General features: G+C 48.5%; 17 protein-coding genes. 9 read left to right on the top strand and 8 right to left on the bottom strand.

Features of this window, described 5'->3' with window-relative positions; all coding sequences use genetic code 11:
- Window position 1 precedes the first annotated feature (1 nt).
- Together Q366_RS05625 and Q366_RS05630 are read left to right on the top strand one after the other, a co-directional pair.
- Window positions 2–1498: a LysM peptidoglycan-binding domain-containing protein gene (locus Q366_RS05625; RefSeq protein WP_035237132.1), complete on the top strand. Its 1497-nt coding sequence runs from the start codon at window positions 2–4 to the stop codon at window positions 1496–1498.
- Between the two features lie 12 nt (window positions 1499–1510).
- Complete coding sequence (locus Q366_RS05630; RefSeq protein WP_035237133.1) at window positions 1511–2266, top strand: tetratricopeptide repeat protein; 756 nt, start codon at window positions 1511–1513, stop codon at window positions 2264–2266.
- A gap of 4 nt (window positions 2267–2270) precedes the next feature.
- On the opposite strand, the gene Q366_RS05635 is transcribed toward Q366_RS05630, so the two are convergent.
- The 5 genes from Q366_RS05635 to pilM are packed head-to-tail and all read right to left on the bottom strand — an operon-like array spanning window position 2271 to window position 7582.
- The gene (locus Q366_RS05635) at window positions 2271–4574 is read right to left on the bottom strand and encodes a type IV pilus secretin PilQ (RefSeq protein ID WP_245619880.1); all 2304 of its coding nucleotides are present in this window, start codon (window positions 4572–4574) and stop codon (window positions 2271–2273) included.
- A 1-nt stretch (window position 4575) separates the two neighbouring features.
- Complete coding sequence (locus Q366_RS05640; protein ID WP_035237137.1) at window positions 4576–5247, bottom strand: pilus assembly protein PilP; 672 nt, start codon at window positions 5245–5247, stop codon at window positions 4576–4578.
- A gap of 12 nt (window positions 5248–5259) precedes the next feature.
- Window positions 5260–5931 carry a type IV pilus inner membrane component PilO gene (locus Q366_RS05645; RefSeq protein ID WP_035237139.1) on the bottom strand — a complete coding sequence of 224 codons (672 nt, stop codon included), beginning with the start codon at window positions 5929–5931 and terminating at the stop codon, window positions 5260–5262.
- Window positions 5931–6533 carry a PilN domain-containing protein gene (locus tag Q366_RS05650; RefSeq protein ID WP_035237141.1) on the bottom strand — a complete coding sequence of 201 codons (603 nt, stop codon included), beginning with the start codon at window positions 6531–6533 and terminating at the stop codon, window positions 5931–5933. Before Q366_RS05650 ends, Q366_RS05645 begins: the two co-directional genes overlap by 1 nt.
- Complete coding sequence (gene pilM / locus Q366_RS05655; RefSeq protein ID WP_035237142.1) at window positions 6530–7582, bottom strand: type IV pilus biogenesis protein PilM; 1053 nt, start codon at window positions 7580–7582, stop codon at window positions 6530–6532. The genes Q366_RS05650 and pilM overlap by 4 nt, the downstream gene beginning before the upstream one ends.
- Window positions 7583–7828: 246 nt before the next feature.
- Here pilM and Q366_RS05660 point away from each other — a divergent pair, with 246 nt between their 5' ends.
- Window positions 7829–9262 (top strand): two-component system sensor histidine kinase NtrB, encoded by a 1434-nt coding sequence (locus tag Q366_RS05660; protein WP_051957848.1) that lies wholly within the window; start codon window positions 7829–7831, stop codon window positions 9260–9262.
- 29 nt (window positions 9263–9291) lie between these two features.
- Window positions 9292–10683, top strand: a complete 1392-nt coding sequence (locus Q366_RS05665) for a sigma-54-dependent transcriptional regulator (RefSeq protein WP_035237144.1) — start codon at window positions 9292–9294, stop codon at window positions 10681–10683.
- 337 nt (window positions 10684–11020) lie between these two features.
- Here Q366_RS05665 and Q366_RS05670 read toward each other — a convergent pair whose 3' ends face one another.
- The 3 genes from Q366_RS05670 to Q366_RS05680 all read right to left on the bottom strand — a co-directional run bounded on the left by Q366_RS05670 (window position 11021) and on the right by Q366_RS05680 (window position 13344).
- Window positions 11021–11719, bottom strand: a complete 699-nt coding sequence (locus Q366_RS05670) for a tetratricopeptide repeat protein (protein WP_035237146.1) — start codon at window positions 11717–11719, stop codon at window positions 11021–11023.
- 73 nt (window positions 11720–11792) lie between these two features.
- Window positions 11793–12254: an SH3 domain-containing protein gene (locus Q366_RS05675; RefSeq protein WP_035237148.1), complete on the bottom strand. Its 462-nt coding sequence runs from the start codon at window positions 12252–12254 to the stop codon at window positions 11793–11795.
- A gap of 115 nt (window positions 12255–12369) precedes the next feature.
- Complete coding sequence (locus Q366_RS05680; protein WP_035237150.1) at window positions 12370–13344, bottom strand: FeoA domain-containing protein; 975 nt, start codon at window positions 13342–13344, stop codon at window positions 12370–12372.
- Between the two features lie 257 nt (window positions 13345–13601).
- Here Q366_RS05680 and Q366_RS05685 point away from each other — a divergent pair, with 257 nt between their 5' ends.
- The 5 genes from Q366_RS05685 (at window position 13602) to Q366_RS05705 (ending at window position 18725) form a co-directional block, all read left to right on the top strand.
- Complete coding sequence (locus Q366_RS05685; RefSeq protein WP_035237152.1) at window positions 13602–14744, top strand: SPFH domain-containing protein; 1143 nt, start codon at window positions 13602–13604, stop codon at window positions 14742–14744.
- Window positions 14707–15969 (top strand): phage terminase large subunit family protein, encoded by a 1263-nt coding sequence (locus Q366_RS05690; RefSeq protein ID WP_245619881.1) that lies wholly within the window; start codon window positions 14707–14709, stop codon window positions 15967–15969. Before Q366_RS05685 ends, Q366_RS05690 begins: the two co-directional genes overlap by 38 nt.
- Before the next feature lie 81 nt (window positions 15970–16050).
- Window positions 16051–16827 (top strand): MBL fold metallo-hydrolase, encoded by a 777-nt coding sequence (locus Q366_RS05695; RefSeq protein ID WP_035237156.1) that lies wholly within the window; start codon window positions 16051–16053, stop codon window positions 16825–16827.
- On the top strand, window positions 16808–17875 hold the full coding sequence (locus tag Q366_RS05700) for a tRNA dihydrouridine synthase (RefSeq protein ID WP_035237158.1): 1068 nt from the start codon (window positions 16808–16810) through the stop codon (window positions 17873–17875). Before Q366_RS05695 ends, Q366_RS05700 begins: the two co-directional genes overlap by 20 nt.
- Before the next feature lie 64 nt (window positions 17876–17939).
- Window positions 17940–18725, top strand: a complete 786-nt coding sequence (locus tag Q366_RS05705; protein ID WP_156968118.1) for a hypothetical protein — start codon at window positions 17940–17942, stop codon at window positions 18723–18725.
- Window positions 18726–18732 lie beyond the last annotated feature (7 nt).

The following is an 18732-nucleotide window of genomic DNA, read 5'->3' on the forward strand; positions in this document are numbered from 1 at the left end:
TATGTCTTTTTTCCGGGCCATCATCATAAGATGGGGTGTTATCCCGGTCATACTGGTTTCATTCACCCCTTGCGCCTCTTTTTCAGCAATGGGGGTGAAAACCAGTTTTAAGAAGTATTCCCTTTTCCGCTACGATAATCGGGTTTACCTGTGCGAGCCTTACCTGGTCCAAAAAGATGAATGGCTGTATAAAATTTTCCGCCGGAAAGGAGAAATATCCACATCGGATTTCCCGCTTTTTTTAAATATATTTAAAGCCATTAATCCGCAACTCGGCAAAATTGATGCCATTTCTCCCGGCAGCCAAATTCTGATTCCCCTGAAGCAGGTGGATAAAAATGATTACGAACAGGACAGCAACAGCACTGTGGCGGTGCCGGTGCTGGCGTTCTCCACAGAGATTAAGCCCGCCACTTTGTCCCGGCATACCCACAAACACGAACTCAAGGCCGGAGACACCATATCTAAACTGCTTTCCGAAGAATTTTTAACACCCAGGGGCAATGTATCCAAGGTGGGAGAAAAAGCCATTCTCCATCTGAATCCAGGCATTACAGACATCAACTGCATCTATCAGGGAAAAAGCATTATAATTCCTGAGCCTTCAATTCTTTCCCAGCCCTGGTTTAAGGATTTCATTGCCATGGGAAAAGAACATGCACCGCCTGCAGATCGCCGTTCCACCCATTTTCCTGAAAAAACACAAACCGCCCCCCACCATACGGCAAAACCTATTTCCATGGCGGATTTGGCGCATCTTAAACGCTATACCCAGCTTATCCGGGGCCGCCTCATGCACCAGGGGAAACTGTTTTTCCCGCTCGGCAGCCACGGCGGCAGGCCTAAATTTATTGACTTGTCAAAAACGCCTGTCATCAGTGACTCTACCGGAAAAAAAACCGTGCTGCTGGAACCCGATACCACAGAATCATCCATGGACCCGGATCTTGTTGCCACCATGAAAGCCTATTGGAAGGGGCTGCAGTTTAAAAAATTCAGTGATGTCCTCAATACCACGGTACAGTTCAACACACAGACCATGAAAGATGTGCCAAAATCCCAGGAATCATTAATCCGGACGCTTCTGGCTGTCACATCCTATGCCTATGAGCCCCAGGCCCTTTTCCCCGTATCTTTAAACAAGGTACAGATGACAATCTCTTTAGGCAGAATCACCCATGACCACGCCCCTGATATTTTAATCAATCCGGGAAGCGTCTACGGCAGCGCTCTTGACGTATTAAAACACCAGGGATACCAGATCCTGGATCTGCCTTCGGCTCTCACCTTTGAAGATATCTGTACCCGCCTTTTTTCAAGGCTTGGGTATCAGGTGTGGAAAGACCCGTCATTCAAGGCAAACCGGAAAGTGAAAAATATCCCGGGCATTTACGCTGAAAAAGGGATGGAGAAGCTTTTTTTGACCCGGACCCCTCTTTTCAAAAGTGCCACAACCTTTCTGGAAAATGAGAAAATAGATGTGATTATGCTTAACTAAGGAGCCGGCCCGATGAAAACAAAACTGTATATCCTGGTTTGTATCTGTACTGTCATGGCATCCTGCACCCCAACGGCACAGACCCAAAAACAGAACAAAATCGCCCAGGCCATCAAGAAAGAGGGCGATGTATTCCAGGCCCAGGGGAACTATACGGCAGCATTGACCAAACTGCTTGACGCAGAAAAAATCGCGCCGGACGACCCATATATTCAAAACAGCCTGGGACTGGCCTATATGGGTAAAAAAAAAGAGGATATGGCCGTCCAGGCTTTTCACAAAGCCCTGGCGCTCAAACCCGATTACACCGAAGCCCTGAACAATCTTGGCGCAGCGTATCTTCGGGATGAAAAATGGGACATTGCCATAAAGACATTCAACAAGGTTCTTGAAGACATCACCTACCCCACCCCCCATTACCCCTTGGCCAATATCGGGTGGGCACAGATGGAACAGAACAATTACCCCCTGGCCCAGAAATATTTTCTTAACGCATTAAGGGAAGTGCCCGGATTCATTCAGGCGGTCCATGGTCTTGCCCAGCTATATATCCGAACCGGCCAGACAGACAGAGCTATCGCTTATCTGGATCAAAATATAAAAAGATACCCGGACACGGTTATATTCCATGCAGACCTTGCCCAGGCGTATGAAGCCTGCGGCCAGGTCCGCCAGGCCATTAAAGCCTGGCAGGTGGTTATGCAGCTGGTTCCTGAAAATTCCAGTCTCTATTTCAAAGCAGAGCAGCGTCTGTTTGACCTGCAGTAAAATCCTATTTCACAATATGCCTTTTCTGCTCAAGCTGGACAATGGAAGGGGTCAGGAAAATAAGCAGTTCATTTCGATCGTCAACCTTGGCTTTTGAACCAAAAAGATAGCCTAACCCGGGAATGCCTTCCAGAAAAGGAACACCATCACTGTCCTGGCTCTGGGTCGTCTTGACAACACCGCCAATGACAACCGTATCATTATTATTCACGAGAAGCTCTGTTTCCGCCTCATTTGTGGCCAGGGTCGGGACACCATCGGAACTGATGCTGGCAACGTCATTTTTGGTCAAGTGCACGGTCATGGAAATTCTGTTATCCGGCGTAACATGGGGCGTTACTTCCAGCAACAGGTCTATGTCTTTAAACTTCACACCAGGCGTGCCTTCAGCATTAACGTCTTGATAAGCATATTGTGCGCCCTGCTTGATCATGGCCTTTTTGTTGTCCAGGGTCAGAATTCTTGGAGAGGATACGATCCTGACGTCGCCTTGTTCTTCGAACGCTTGAAGCTGGGCATTGAGTGCGCTGACAGAAGACCCGAACAGTCCGAAAAAGGAAAAATGACCTGAAACACCTGCTGTATTAACAGACACAGCGTAATCATCAACAAAGCCTGATGTTACAGTAGACGCATTGGACAGATTCCAATTGATTCCGAAACTTCGGGAGAACTCCTTGGTCACTTCGACGACCTTGGCCTCTATCATAATCTGGGGCGTCACTTTGTCCAGGCGGTAGATCAGCTCATTGGCCTGGTCGATTTTAGCCTGGGTATCGGTAATAATCAGCATATTGGTACGGGTGTCCACTGAAATTTTGCCCCGGCCATGGGTCAGGATCTGGGATACATGGGGTTCAATATCAGCCTTTGCATCTGAATAATTGACAGGAATATATTCGGTGACAAGGGGTTCCAGGGCCTTTTTCTGATCCTCGGATTTCTGCCGGGCAGCAATGGCTTCCTGGCGTTCGTTTTCCTCCCTGGCAAGGGTTGCTGTGGTGGCGATGCGGATGACATTGCCTTCCATCTTTTTACCCAGGCGGTTCATTTTTAATACAAGATCAAGGATCTGGTCCCAGGGTACGGGATCTTCCATGCTCATTGTCACCTTGCCCTGCACATCTTTATCAATGGCGAAATTCACGCCTCCCACACTTTTCAATATCCTGAAAACATTTTTAATATCTGTTTCATAAAAATCCAGTTTGATTTTTTCACCGGTGTAACGAACCGAGGACGGATTCAACAAAGGATCCTGGTCCAGGGAAGCCTCCTCTTTCTGAGCTGTTGGCTGCCCCTGATCCGGTTCTTTAAATCCGGCATGGGACTTTGGGCCGGGGTCCGGATCCTTTTGGGCTTTTTCAAATTCAGGGGCAGAGACGGTGGATGCTTCAAAGGTCATATGAATGCCCTTGGTGGTTTGAATCACTTGGAACGGCACGTTTTCCCTGATTTTGATATCCACCAGCGTATCATTGGGATTTGCGGGATTTGGCCGGGGCATGACCTGTTCCACGGCAGAATTGAAATAACGGGTCACAAGGGGCCGCTGATGGCGGCTGGGCACCATTGTATTATACAATATCAGCCCTATGGAATCATTTTTGTTCTGAATGGTTTCGTATCGAACCGGATGATCCGTCTGAATCTGAATATCAGACTGGCCAAGCGTATTGTTATCAAATTCAATATGGGTCAGATGGGCCGTCGTTCCTAGGATGGGAATGTCTTGGGGCAGCTCCGCAGCCGCGTCCAAGCCCTGCCCGGGTTCATCTGGAACAGGATCTGCCCCAGCCGTCTGTTCAAAATCGGCCTGACTGCCTTTTAGAATGATACCCAAACGGTCCGGTTTTTCCTCTACAATGTACGGCAGATCCGCTTTAAGGAGGATATCTACCTTGGGTGTTGTCCGGGCCTGATCAACAAATCCCACCTTTACACCGCTGACACGGGTGTCGGAAAAGGATACGGCATCCACACCAGGGGCAAGCCGGGCATTGGGCAGATAAACGCTCACGGCAAAGGGAAAAGGCTGCTTAATGGACGTGTAATCATTCAACGCCCCCAAGGAACCCTGGATCCATACCTCAAACACATCTGCTTGCGGGTTGACCCATATTTTGTCAACCGTTCCGGGCAAAGACGCCGAATCGTCCCGTAAAGTCCGGCTTTCCTGCACCTTGGCTGCACGTTCAGGTGCTGCGGTCTTCTGGGTTACGCACCCTGACATAAAGGAAAGCCACAGAACCAGCATGATAAGACCTATCCCATAATGTCTGACAGCAGACCGGTAATTAACCATCATCTTATTCCCCATCCTCACTTTTATGAAATTTAATCTCCTCATACCGCTTGCGGCTTTTTCCGTTATACGCGTCCATATTTTCTTCAATTGTAATGCCTTTCATGGTGACGGATGTCACCCTCCCGCCCTGGGACCCTATATAGGTACCAATGGCAACCTCATACCCTTTACCGGTAGCATCTTCCACCATGGCAATGGTCCGGTCTGACATTTCAACAATGGCCACCAGTTTAATCTGGCTTAACTCCAGTTTTTCCAGGGGAGTCAATGGTCTCTTGGGCTTTGTATCCACGGAGGCGCCTGACCCGGCAGGGATGTTTTTTTCAGCAATCAAAGGAATGAACGGATCCACCCGGCCCTTGCTGTCATATTGTTCCATGGGCATGGAAATGCCTGCTTTTTGCAAGGCATCGGCTTTATCTTTGTCCTCCCCATCGGCGTTCACAGAATCCCGGGCTGGTTTCAAATCAGGTACCAATGCCTGTTTTTTTCCGGCATCCCCGGGATCAGGCGTTTGCGATGCCGGCGGATTTGGTTTGGAAATGGATTTGGAAACCACCAGGGTCTGTTTTGCCAGTTCTGGCCCAGGGGCCTGATCCTCATTACAGGCGCATACAAACAGCAAGGAAACAACCAAACCGGCTAGGCAACATATTTTAATTAATTTTTCCATATCCGGCGTCTTCTACCTTTTTTTACGTTTCTTCTTGTTTTTGTTCCCCGTATCTCCATCTTCCTGGGGGTCAACAAACATGTAGGTAACGGCCACGCATTTCATCTGGATTTTATTTTTGTCAGCGACCTCTTTTTCGGCAATCCGGTTCATATTAATGGCCGACATATTGACAATACGATTGAGTCCTGCAACCCGGTAAAAAAATTCAGCCATCTGGTGGTAACGGCCCACAACCGTCATGGACAATGGGATTTCTGTGTAGGACTCGTTTCTCACCATGTTCTGGGGCGCAAACAACTGGACTTCAAGCCCGGCATCCCTTCCTGCCTTGGATATTTCATCCAGCAGCGACGGCAGTTCTCTTTTGTCGGGCAGGGCGGTCATGGCAATGTTAAACTGTTCCCGGACTTGCGCCATCTGGGCTTCCACCTTTTCAAGGGTGCTGGCTTTGATCTTGTACGTTGACAAAATATTTTTCTGATTTTCCAGATCTTCCCGGGCTGCCGTAAGGGCATCAAGCTTTGGGCCAAGCAGCAGAAAATAGAACCCGGCACCGATTAAACCCAATGACCCCAGACAGATAAGCAGGCGCTGAACTTTGGTCAACGCACTTATTTTTTCAAACAGGGCGTCCATGTTCCCTTTTTTTTTCACGGTGCTGTCTTTTTTTCCCCCTGCCATTATTTTTTCCTTTTTTGGGACGTTTCATCCTTATCGGTCTCATCGGATGCGGGGTCGGGCAGTCTCTTTGTGCAGGATATTTCAAATTCCTTTAACCGAATATTATTGTCAAATTCCTTTGTCCTTGACAGTTTTAAATCGACGGCCCCAATCATCTGGGAATTTTCAAGATTTCTCATGAATTCAGCAATGGTCGGGTTATCAAAGGCAATCCCTTTTAAAGAAACGGTTTGAGCATCTGCGGCCACACTGGACAGCCACATTTTTGTTTTCACAATTCGTTGCGCCAGTTGTTCCAATAAAATCTGATGCTCATTCTTTCTTTTTTTCAGGGTGGCAACAATGGCCAGTTTATCTTCCAGAATCGCCAAATCTTTCTTAATCCGGGAAACCTTATCTGCCTTTTTCTTATACTTGAGGCTTTCGGCCCTTACCTGGGCCACCTCATTCTGTGTCCGGGACAGTTCATTATTCAGTTGAACAAACACCCAAACCAGTGCCAGAATAATAAAAACAAGGGAAAGAAAAAAGACAGATACCTGGCGGCGGATATTTTCCTTTTTCCTGGCAAGCCTGAACGGCAACAGATTGATTCGTATCATTTGTCATCCACCTGTCTCATGGCAAGCCCCAGTGCAATGGGGGCCAGAAGCTGGTACGCTTCCAGTTCGGCAAGTTCTTTGGCCTCGCTGACCAGTCCGGCAAAGGGATTAATTTTTGACACTGCTACATTCAGCGCCGCAGTCAATTTTTCAGCCAGCAGGTCTATGAAACCGCCCCCACCGCTGACAACAATCTTTTCCACCCTGGCATTGCCGGAACTGGACTCAAAGGTATAAACCAGCTCGCAGATATCTGAACACCAGTTGCCGATAACCATGTCATAAAGCGCTTCCAATGATTGTTCAGATTCCGGATAATCAATCTGCCCCATGATGATCTGCAATGCCTTTTCCCGGTCAATTTCAAGTTGTTCACTGACAACGGAAACCAGCTGGTAGCACCCGTTGGTCAGATCCCGTATCATCATGGAATAGTTATTCTGAACGATATTCATACTTGTTTTGGAAGCCCCCACATCGAGCAGCAGGGTGATACGCCCATGATCAATATCAGGAAGGATTTCATAAACATTTTGAAGGGCAAACGTATCCACGTCAATAATAACGGGGTTAAGGCCCGACATCTGGATCAGTTCAACATACTCATCCACCAGATCCTGTTTTACCGCCACAAGAAGCACATTCATCTGTTCTTCAGAATACTCGCTGTCTCCCAGAATCTGGTAATCGATATTGACATCATCGATATCGTAAGGAATATATTGCTCGGCTTCCGCCCGGATATTTTTATGCAGCTCTTCATCAGACACCTTTGATGTGCTGATGGTCTTGATAATCACGGAATGCCCGCCGGTGGAAACCGCCACATTTTTTTCCTTGATCTTCTGCGATTTAAATAAGGAGCGAATAATTTCGGACAACCCCGCCATATCGGCAATTCTGCCGTTCTGAATCATGCCTTCAGGCACCTTTGCGATGCCGAATTTATGAAGGGTCCTGCCTTTCTTGGTCGTTTTCAGTTCGGCCACTTTAACAAATGCAGCCCCAATGTCTAGGCCTGCAAGATGACTTTTTTTCCCGAATTTCATACGCATCTATCCTCAATAGTGGCTGTCGCAAAGGGTCTGAACTTAAGAATGTAAATATTTATTGATATCCTATATTAATATGACTATATATTCAACGTCATAAAGTTAAGATGCAGATTAAAACCACGAAGTTCACGAAGAACACGAAATTTAGTATGCTGACATCTTCGTGAATGTCGTACCCGTTGTGGTAAAATAAAACACTCAATGCTTAAGCGTTATTAAAGATATAAAAAATGGATTAATGTGAAAAAAAAGCAACTGAACGAGGCTGGCAATTCCGGCTCCCGGCCTTTTGTTCTAGTCAAAGCCTTCACTGTTTCAAGCCTTGTGGTCATGCTTACGGCCACCATTGTTATTGCCGCTTTGAATGCCCACTGGGTAAGAAAAATACTGCTTGAAAAAAGTAAAGAGTATAACCGGCTGTTAGTGGAAAACCTCAATCACCAGATATTTTTAAGATTTGTCTGGCCTGTGGTTTTCAAATATGGGGAGATAAAGCTGCGCGAACCAGGCCAGCATCAGCTTCTTGACACGGTTGTCAAAAGCACCCTGCACAGTTTCCATGTGGAAATGGTCAATATCTACGCAACGGATAATGTTATTGCCTACAGTCTGGATAAATCCCGAATCGGCAAAAAAAATGCCGGCGGAGTCTATTATGAAAAAGCCATGAAAAGAGAGGTAACCTCCGAGCTGATTCAGCAGGGCAGCTGGATTGAACTGACGTTCTGGTTTCCCCAGGAGACAAAAATTGTCACCTTTGCCCCTTTAATCCAGGAAGTTCAACTTACCCGGGAAAAGGACAGGATGGTCATCGGCGTTATTGAGATTATCAGGGATGTATCTGACGATTACCAGCAGGTATTTAAACTCCAGGGATTGATTGTCGTCAGTTGCGCCATTATCATGGGGATTCTTTTTCTTATTCTCAGATTTGTGGTGAAATATGGAGAAAATATTATTGAGCACAGAGCTGAAGAACGGCTCAAACTGGAAGAAAAATTGCGTCAGGCAGAGCACCTGTCTGCAATCGGAGAGATGACTGCCGGTGTATCCCATGAAATTCGCAATCCTTTAGGTATTATAAAAAGCTCTGCGCAGCTGATGAAAAAAAAGATGGCCAAACTGGACCCCTCCAGCAGTATTCCGGGAATCATTGTGGAAGAATCAACCCGCTTAGACCGTATCATCACAGATTTTCTTGATTTTGCAAAACCTAAAATCGCAGACTTAAGACCCTGCTGCCTGGAAGATATCATAGAAAAAAACATCGCTTTTTTATCGTCTTCAGATGCGCATAAAGATATCAAGATCATCCGGGAGTGCCAGGGCAACCTGCCGGACATCCTTGGTGATCCTGCCATGCTTTACCAGGCATTTTTAAATATTTTTCTAAATGCATTTCAGGCCATGGACCAAAAGGATGGGCGCATCACCATTGCCACATGGCATGAGCCCGGGTTTGTTTATGCCGGCTTCACAGATACAGGCCCGGGCATTGACGAAGATGTGCTGAAAAAAATCTGGACCCCCTTTTTCACCACCAAGGAAATGGGAACCGGTTTAGGTCTTGGTATCATTAAAAACATCATTCAGGCGCACAAAGGAGATATCAGCATAACCAATGTCGAACCCTGCGGAACCAGGGTGGAGATACGCCTGCCCTTGGCGCAGTAAAATATCCAGGAATTTATCCGGGAGTTATCATGGAAAACATATTGATTGTAGATGACGAAAAACACTACCCAATGATTATAGGGGAAGTTCTGTCCGAAGAAGGGTATACACCGTTCACCGCATCAAGCGGGATGGAGGCCCTGGACATTCTAAATACCCAGCCCATTGACCTGATCTTATCCGATGTCAAGATGCCGGGCATGTCCGGCATTGACCTCCTGGAAAAGGCCAAACAGATAAAACCGGATCTTCCGGTGATCATCATGACCGCATTCGGCAGTGTGGAAAAGGCGGTGGAAGCCATGCACAAGGGCGCCTACACCTTTATTTTAAAACCGTTTGAAAACGAAGCACTCATTGCCCACATTGCCAAGGCCCTGTCCATGTCCAAAATCGTCAGGGAAAATACGCTGCTTAAAGATGCCATCCAGACCCGGTACCAGTTTGACAACATCATTGGTAAAAGCAACCCCATGCAGGCCCTGTACGAAATTATTAAAAAGGTGGCCCCCACCAGTGCCTCGGTGCTCGTTGAAGGGGAAAGCGGCACTGGCAAGGAACTTGTGGCCAAATCGATTCATTATAACAGCATGCGCAAGGATCATGCCCTGGTTGCGGTGAACTGTTCTGCCTTTGCCGAGTCTCTTTTGGAAAGCGAACTTTTCGGACATGAAAAAGGGGCGTTCACCGGTGCGGTGGGGTTGAAAAAAGGCCGGTTTGAAATGGCTGATAAAGGCACGCTTTTCCTGGATGAAATCGGGGAGCTGCCCATGCCGCTTCAGGTGAAACTGTTACGGGTACTCCAGGAACGTACTGTGGAGCGGGTCGGCGGGACCGCAAGCCTGCCTGTGGATTTCAGGCTCATTGCCGCCACCAATAAGATCCTGGAAGATGAAGTTAACAAAGGCAATTTCAGGCAAGATTTGTACTATCGCCTCAACGTGGTCAAAGCCAGCATCCCCCCTTTGCGTGACAGACTGGGGGACATTCCTTTGCTTATTAACCATTTTATTAAAAAATACACCCAGGGCCCGGAGTCCGCAGGGGGTGTCACAGGCATTGACAAAGAAGCGGTCCAGCGGCTGTGTGAGTATGAGTGGAAAGGCAATGTCAGGGAGCTGGAAAATGTCATTGAACGGGCCGTTATCCTGGCCCCGGGCAGCATGATCACCGTTTCGGACCTGCCGGCCCAGATCCGCAATCCCAAATCCGGCACACTTCAACTTGACGGCATTCCTGATGGCGTAGGCCTTTCAGAAACCCTTGCCGCAGTAGAAAAAAGAATGATTCTGCGGGCAATGAAGATGGCCGGCAATGTCCAGACCCAAGCCGCACAGATCCTTGGTATTGGAAAAAGCGGATTAAACCAGAAACTAAAAAAATTTAATCTGGACAAGGAGTTAAAGCAGGATGAAAAATGATATTAAACCGGAGTTCAAAATTTTGAATCCCGGGAAAGATCATTATTCAGGGAAGACACGCACTTTACGGGAAAATGGCATATTAAAAGTTCAAAATTTTGAACCCTGTCATGCCATAACCACATAAGCAGCATTTTATTTTTTTACAAAAAATAAAATATATGTTTAATTTTCAGTTGATTATATATTTTATGAATTATTTTGAGTTGAATGGCAGGGAATTTGCTTTTAATAATTATCACTAACCACGGTTAGTGTTTTCATCTTTTTTTCCTTTTCTAAAAAAGGCTGCCCTGCCCAGGCAGCCTTTTTTAGTTTGTATGTCAATGTCATAACACTATTGAGCTGAGATTCGGGCCTGGGCAATGGCCTTATACATGGAAGTGCCCTGGCTTTCGGCAATTTTTTCATACATCCGGCGGCTGGCATCCGCATCATTGAGTTTTTCATAAATCAGGGCCAGGGCAAACCGGGCATCATCCTTTAAAAGGTTTGATGGGCCCTCTTCCACACGCAAATAATAAGATTTTCCCTGTTCCGGATCATTTTTCAATTCACAGATGGTTCCCAGGGTGCAAAGCAAAAAGTTTTTCACGCCGGCCTTATCCCCCATACTTGACAGAGCCCGGGAATACAGATCAAATGCGTGATCATAGTCCTTGGCCTCAAAACATATGTTCCCGAAATTGATCAATGCCATGCGCCCGGCACTGGTGTTTGGATATTCATCAAAAAGGGTTTGAAAATCATCCTTAACCGCATCATATCCTTTCCGGGCATCCCGGTCCTGGGAATAGTGTTCCTCATATTTCTCATAGGCTTTGGCAGCCAGTTCGGACGCCTTGACTTCAGACTGTTTAAAACTGAACAGAATCGCAGAAAACACAACCACCACCCCAACCAAAGCACCGGCTGAGATCATCAATAGTTTTTTATGGGCTAAGACCCATTCAACAGATCTGCTGATACTTTCCTGGAACGGATCCATCTGGGTCAGTTCTCTTTTCCGCTCATTTGATACGCCTTGATTCGCCATGAAATTTTACCTATAAAATTAATTTGTTATCTGATTGTTTGTCTGAATTATTTGCCTGAATTCTTTGTCTGGGCTACCATACCAACGTTTTAAAAATCCAGCCAATTTCGCCGTCAGCATGCTCAATGTTAATCCAGTCCCCTTTACGGCCGAGTACCTTGAAAGGAACACCTCGTTCCACTCTGAGTATTATGTTTTTGTCATTTGATTCATCCGGTGTTGAGCGGACGTTGCATTTTGATTTCATTGAAATTACCGTATCTGTTTTTCCCAGCAGGGTGTTATGAATCCAAGCCGAATCCCCTTCAAAATCCTTAACCTCGTACCAGTCCTCTTTTTTATTAATCACAAGAAAAGGGTGGTATTTTTCCACCTGCCACAGCACCTTGTATTGGGTTCCTGCACCGTTTCTTAAATTGGCAACGGAAGATTTTACCGATAACCGTTCCGAGGCCAAAGCAATGCCGGTACCGAGGAAAATAAAAATACAACAAGCTGAAAATATTAAAAATTTTTTTTCTATTACACGATACATAAATATCTCCGGTCGACTTCAATTTCAATCATATCGTACCCGGTATATCAGAAAAGCACCTTGGCATGCAAGGTATAGTGCCAAGCCTTTCATCCCGTCCTGATGCAAAAAAAAGTTACGGAACGATGTTCTCCACAAAGATTTTCGAAGCATCTTTTTCTGACAGAAAAAAACGATGCCCCCGCACCATGACCTCAATGGAATCTGATGACGGGCTGTTATTCATTACCCGGACAAGAACGCCCTGGAGAAACCCCATCTTTCCCAGCCGCCGCCGGGAAAAGTGTCCGCCGTTCACCCGGGCAATACTCCCCTGTTTTCCCGGTGCCATGCGGGTAAGCGGCAGGGATTCATTGTTGAGAAACGGCAGGCATTCCTCCCCTGCTCCGTCATTGAATGCCCCCCCGGGTCTTTTTTCGGGACGAACCCAGATTTTTGCAGCCATGCCTGCACACAGAATCAGCCGGTTGCAATCCGATGCAATGACAATCTGCCCCCCCATGGCACTGGAAATGATTTCAACAAAGATACCTGTCCGAAGCCCCATGGACGCAAACCGCATCTGCATGTTCCTGCCAGCAGCCACATTGACGATCTCAACCCTTTCTCCGATTCTGGCCCTGGACAAGGGGATCAGATCGTCCCGTTCAGCCATGCACTGCCCGCAAAGGCCATAAATCTCCATTTTATGCTGGAGCATGAAAAAACCATATTCAGCAGCCAGTTTGTCCTGAAGGTTTTCTAAAGCCTCATCATGGAACTCAACAATTGCACCGCATTGGGTGCAGACCATATGATCATGATGCACCCCGAGATGGCGGTGTTCGTATCGAATGGTTTCATCCCGGTCAAATACCACCTGGCGGGCAAATCCGAACCGGCACAGCTGTGCCATGCACTGGCGCAGAAATTCCTCATCCACACCCAGGCCATCCTGCCTGACCTGATCGGCAATCTGGGCCAGAGTGACATGGCTTTCCAATTTTAAAAAAGATTCCAGTATCTGAAACCGCTCCTCAAAGCGGTCAAGCCCCCGCTGGCCAAAAAGGCGGCGGAACTGCTCTTTTTCCTGCTGATGCCTGTCCGGCATATTTTTAAACTCCTCTTTAAACGACCGCGGTTCTAACCCGGGTATACCCGGATTACACCTTGCAGCTAAAAATGAAAGGCTTCTTAAACATTTCATAGAGATCATATAAATAATATAGGTCCAACCCCTTGTCAATATAGCCATTTACCCAGGTCCAACGCTGAATATCGTTTGACACCGGCGGTTAGCTTCCTTTAAAATAAAAGCTCTCTTTTTTTAATTCAAATCCGTTCAAAAAAAACAGCAAGGGGGCGCCCATGGGAACCAACAACCTGATTTACCTTGAAATACTGGAGTGGTTTGACGAAACCGGACAGGAACTGGTTCACCGTCTGCCTGAAAAAGGCTCCGGCGAAATCAAATTCGGGGCCCAGCTCATTGTCCGGGAGAGCCAGGCCGCAGTCTTCTTCTACCAGGGAAAGGCTGTTGGCGCCTTTGGTCCCGGCCGGCACACCCTAAAAACCGCCAACATCCCCATTTTAACAAAAATCGCAAGCCTTCCCTGGGCCATGGAGAGCCCGCTGAAAGCAGAAGTATACTTTATCAACTTAAAAACCTTTACCAACCTGAAATGGGGAACCCGGGACCCGGTGGCATTCAAGGACAAGGCCCTTGGCCTGGTGAGGCTCAGGGCCTTTGGTGTCTTTAACTTGAAAATTGTCCAGCCGGTCCTGTTCGTCAACACCCTGGCCGGTACCCAGGGCATTTATACAAGTTCTGATATCAGTGATTACCTTAACCAGGTGGTGGTCTCCAGGTTTAACGACTATATTGGAGATAAGATATCCTCCATTTTTGATCTGCCGGAACATTACGATGAATTGGGCAAAGGCCTGGCCCAAAGGCTGCATGAGGATTTCAGCGGATTCGGACTGGATCTGACCCATCTTTACATCAATGCCATCACCCCGCCCCCCGAGGTCCAGCAGGCCATTGATGACAAAAGCCGGTTAGGGCTGTTTGATGACATGAACAAACTGATGCAGATGAAAACCGCCATGGCCATGGAAAAGATTGCTGAGAACCCCCAGGGCATAGCCTCGGACGGGGCCCAGGCAGGACTGGGCCTAGGCATCGGCATGATGCTGCCCGGCATATTTTCCCAGCAGATGCCTTCCCCGGCAGGACAGCCGGCAAACCAGGCCGCCATGGCCACAGCCTGTCCGGAGTGCCAGAACCAGATTCCCCTGGACGCAAAATTCTGTCCCCAGTGCGGCCACCAGCAGGTGATCTTTGCCCGGTGCCAGTATTGCGGCAAAAACATCACACCCGGCACAAAATTCTGCCCCAGATGCGGAAAACAGGTCATGGAAAAGATAAAAGAAAAAACCTGCGGCAATTGCGGGGCAAAAAATCTGCCTGGTGCAATGTTCTGCAACCAGTGCGGAGAAAAATATTAGCTACGCGGTCCAGCATCAATGCCCCCAGTGCGGGGCACCAATCACCCTCGGGGAAGAGACCCGGTTCTTTGTGTGCCAATTCTGCCGGGTCCGGTCCTGTATTTCCCAGAAAGGATTTCCCAGGTATTATCTGCCCCGGGCCCCCCAGGTGCCCCGGGATGTAAACCTGATATACCTGCCCTACTGGCGCTTCAAGGGTGTGCGCTACACCTGCACGGCATCCGGTATAACCCCCAGATTTACGGATATCTCCACGTTGGCTGTGGCAGATATGCCGCCCCAGATTCCCTTTTCCCTGGGTCTAAGATCCCAGGCCATGACCATGAAACTGATCAGGCCCGACACCAGGGGAGAATTTTTTCGGCCCCTGCCATCGGCACTGGTATTAAAAGAAAAAACAGTGGGTTTAAACCCGGAGGAACCCACGTTTAAAGAGGATATCGGAGAAACCTTCAGTCTTATTTATTCTCCTTTTTACACCAGGCAGCAACAGCTTGTGGACGGGGTTACCAACCAGGCGTTGCCCCTGGAAAAAGCGATGACTCCGGATCTATCCAACCTGGATCGGGTCCGGCCCGGCATTGAAACCCATTTCATTGCCGGAATTTGCCCGGGCTGCGGGGCGGATCTTGGGGGCAGCGGCGATTCACTGGTCCTGGTCTGCCGGAACTGCCACTGCCTGTGGCGGGCCAGGGGGGAGAAACTTGCAAAAATCAGATTCAGTGCCGCAGCCCCTGCCCACAAGGATGACATCATGGTGCCGTTCTGGCGGATCAGTGCCCAAATCTCGCCCATAAACCTGTCCAGCCATGCGGATCTGGCCCGGATGGCAAACCTGCCACTGGCAATTCCCCGGGAATGGGAGGAAAAACCGGTGCATTTCTGGAGTCCGGCATTTAAAGTCCGTCCCAACATTTTTTTACGGCTCCTGGGCCAGATCACCTCAGCCCAGCTGGAACCGGCCCTGTCCCAAACCATTGAAAACAATGTGTACCAGCCCGTAAATCTGCCTGCTTCCGAGGCCATCCAGACCATTCGCATTACCATGGCGGCCCTGCTGAAGCCCAGAAAAGAAATTCTTGAAATTTTATCCGGGACCGACGTCGTTCCCCAAAGCGTATCCCTGATTTTTCTGCCCTTTAAATCCACCCACCATGATATTATCCAGCCGGATTCAGGCATTGCCATCAATAAAAATGCCCTGGCATTGTCCGGCAACCTGTAACGGTCCCGTTGCAGGCATTGCACAAACAGGCCATGGCTGATACAACACCCGGGAACCCACAATCAAGCCAATGGTGACAACATGAAAATTCAGTGGACAGGTACAGCCGGTTTTAAAATCCAGTCCCGGGACGCTTCCTTTCTTATTGATCCCTATCTGAGCCGGAACGCCCGGGCATGGCCGGTTCAGACAATAAAACCCAAGGATCTTGCGCCCTTCTCCCACGTTTTTGTTTCCCACGGCCATTTTGATCATATCCTGGATATTCCGGACATTGTTAACCCCACGGACGCCCGGGTGGTGTGCTCCCCCGTTGTTGCCCGGACCCTGGTAAAAATGGGCATGGACTCCGCTCATCTGATGGAAATAAAAAATTGCGGGGATGACATCCGTTTTTCACATATCAACGCCACAGCCTTTTTCAGCCGTCACATCCGCTTTGATGCCAAACTCTTAATCACCACACTGATACGCGCAGGAAAACAGATCAAGGACATATTGCCGTTGCTGAAAAATTACCCCTGCGGCCAGGTTTTAAGCTGGCAATTTAAGCTTGAAGGCAAACGCATTCTTTTCTTTGGCACCGGCGGTTCCACCCGTGCGGAACTTGAGATGCTGGCAAAAGAGCCTGTGGACCTTCTACTTGTGCCCCTCCAGGGCCATTCGGACATCTGCGCCAGGGCCATGGCCTATGTAAAAGCCCTTAAGCCGGCATTTGTGCTTCCCCACCACCAGGATGATTTTTTCCCGCCGATCTCCCGGGCCGTGGATATCACCCCGTTTATAAAACAGGTTAACCTGCAGTGCCCGGGGACAAAAATAGTGAGCATGGATTTTAATGACACAATCGAATTGTGATCACACAGCAGCCAGGGTTGTCAACACGCCCGAAGACCTGTCCCGATATCTGCTCAGGCCCCTGACCATCGGCAGTAAAACCATCTCCAACCGGATGGTGCTGGCCCCCATGGCAGGACTGGGGCACATCGCGTTCAGGCAGCTTGTGACCCGGTTTTCAGGATTCGGCCTGCTGTTCACGGGCATGTGTTCTGCCAAAGCCGTTCCCCATGAAAATCCCGGGAGATCCCATGTGTTTTCCTGGCGCCCCGAAGAACTGGATCACACCGTATGCCAGATATTTGGCGCAGAACCTGAGATCATGGCCCGGGCTGCCCGGCGCGTTGAAGCCGAAGGCTTCTTCGGGGTGGACTTGAATTTCGGATGTTCCGTTGCCGCAATCTGTAAAAAAGGATGCGGGGCCGCACTTTTAAAAACACCTGATAAGGCGGTTGACATTGTATCTGCCGTCAGAAAGGCGGTGTCATGCCCGGTTTTTGTTAAATACAGAACCGGCTGGCAGGATGATCACAACTTCCCTGTGACCATGGCCCGGGCCTTTGAAAATGCAGGCGCAGATGCCTTAACCTTTCATCCCCGGGTGGCCCCGGACAGAAGAAGTCGAAGCCCCAGATGGGAGCTGATCGGCAAAGTACAGAACGCTGTCACCATTCCCGTATTTGGCAACGGGAACCTGTTTGCCCCCGAGCACGGAATCAAAATGATCCGGGAAACCTGCTGCCAGGGGCTTTCCATCGGCAGAATGGCCGTGGCCCAACCCTGGATTTTTGCCCAGTGGACAAAAGGCTTTAAACCGGAACCGTCCATTTATATGGAAACCGCCCTGGACATGGCAAGGCTGTTAAGCGGCTATTATGAGGACCGCTTTGCCCTGAAAATGTTTAAAAAATTTGCCCCGTATTTCTGCGCCAATTTTAAATTTTCCAACGCCATTTTAAAATCCCTGATACGGGCTGAAGATATGAATCAACTTTGCAACAACATACGGCGTCTTCTGGACCCGCCGCCCCAGACATTACGCCTGCCCAATATCAATCTGTTCGTTTGACAATCTTGTCTTTACCAGGCAAATGCAGTAAAAAACAATGCACAAGGGGGAAATCCAAATGTGCATGAATAAAAAAATGGACAAAAAAAGATTTTTTAAAAAAATAATAACCCTGGTTGCAGCAGGTTTAATTGTCGGCTGTGCCGCCTCGCCCAAACCCGAACCGTCACGAACAGCCTTGGGAAAATGGCATAGCCAGAACATCAATGCAGACGGCAGCAAAGCGGACTGGCCCGGATCCGCCCCGCAATACAAAGACAGCGAAATAGACACAAAAATATGGATCAGCAACAATGCCGAACAGCTCTGTCTGCTGGCTGAAGTCAACGATCCCGGAATAGCCCGGCAGTTGACCCAGAACGGTTTAATCCTGTCCATGGAAACAGGAGAAAAAAATGCCAAGCCTTTTTCAATCCAGCTCAAATGCCACGCGTCCTTCAAACTGCCGGACACCCTGGTCGTGACCTATCCCTTCTCTTCGGGACCCGTGACCATGTCCATGACGGAGGCCCGGACCACAGGTATAGCCCTTGGTCTGACAGAAGCAGGCCGACACACCTTAATTTTTGAAGCGGTGATCAGCCTTGATGCAATATTTTTCGACGTACCCCGGATAGCCGGTGCAGTGATGAACATTGCCTTGTCAGCCAAAAGCAACTCTTTTGCCATAAAACGGCGGGAAAATCTGGAGGGCAAAAAACATGACCGACCCAAAGGCGAATCGCCCGACCAGGGGTCTTCCGACACCAGCCACGGCCCCGGAAAACCCGATGACATGAAACAGACAAAAGCGTCAGATGACCCCTTCAGGGCCGCAGTTGAAATTACCCTGGCCGGTCCTGCAAAATAAAACCCCA

It is taken from the genome of Desulfobacter vibrioformis DSM 8776, from assembly GCF_000745975.1.
Lineage (GTDB): Bacteria > Desulfobacterota > Desulfobacteria > Desulfobacterales > Desulfobacteraceae > Desulfobacter > Desulfobacter vibrioformis.

Coding starts and splice junctions, on each gene's coding strand:
- Q366_RS05625 (WP_035237132.1), top strand. CDS start 2: ATGTCTTTTTTCCGGGCCATCATCATAAGATGGGGTGTTATCCCGGTC.
- Q366_RS05630 (WP_035237133.1), top strand. CDS start 1,511: ATGAAAACAAAACTGTATATCCTGGTTTGTATCTGTACTGTCATGGCA.
- Q366_RS05635 (WP_245619880.1), bottom strand. CDS start 4,574: ATGATGGTTAATTACCGGTCTGCTGTCAGACATTATGGGATAGGTCTT.
- Q366_RS05640 (WP_035237137.1), bottom strand. CDS start 5,247: ATGGAAAAATTAATTAAAATATGTTGCCTAGCCGGTTTGGTTGTTTCC.
- Q366_RS05645 (WP_035237139.1), bottom strand. CDS start 5,931: ATGGCAGGGGGAAAAAAAGACAGCACCGTGAAAAAAAAAGGGAACATG.
- Q366_RS05650 (WP_035237141.1), bottom strand. CDS start 6,533: ATGATACGAATCAATCTGTTGCCGTTCAGGCTTGCCAGGAAAAAGGAA.
- pilM (WP_035237142.1), bottom strand. CDS start 7,582: ATGAAATTCGGGAAAAAAAGTCATCTTGCAGGCCTAGACATTGGGGCT.
- Q366_RS05665 (WP_035237144.1), top strand. CDS start 9,292: ATGGAAAACATATTGATTGTAGATGACGAAAAACACTACCCAATGATT.
- Q366_RS05670 (WP_035237146.1), bottom strand. CDS start 11,719: ATGGCGAATCAAGGCGTATCAAATGAGCGGAAAAGAGAACTGACCCAG.
- Q366_RS05675 (WP_035237148.1), bottom strand. CDS start 12,254: ATGTATCGTGTAATAGAAAAAAAATTTTTAATATTTTCAGCTTGTTGT.
- Q366_RS05680 (WP_035237150.1), bottom strand. CDS start 13,344: ATGCCGGACAGGCATCAGCAGGAAAAAGAGCAGTTCCGCCGCCTTTTT.
- Q366_RS05685 (WP_035237152.1), top strand. CDS start 13,602: ATGGGAACCAACAACCTGATTTACCTTGAAATACTGGAGTGGTTTGAC.
- Q366_RS05695 (WP_035237156.1), top strand. CDS start 16,051: ATGAAAATTCAGTGGACAGGTACAGCCGGTTTTAAAATCCAGTCCCGG.
- Q366_RS05700 (WP_035237158.1), top strand. CDS start 16,808: ATGACACAATCGAATTGTGATCACACAGCAGCCAGGGTTGTCAACACG.
- Q366_RS05705 (WP_156968118.1), top strand. CDS start 17,940: ATGAATAAAAAAATGGACAAAAAAAGATTTTTTAAAAAAATAATAACC.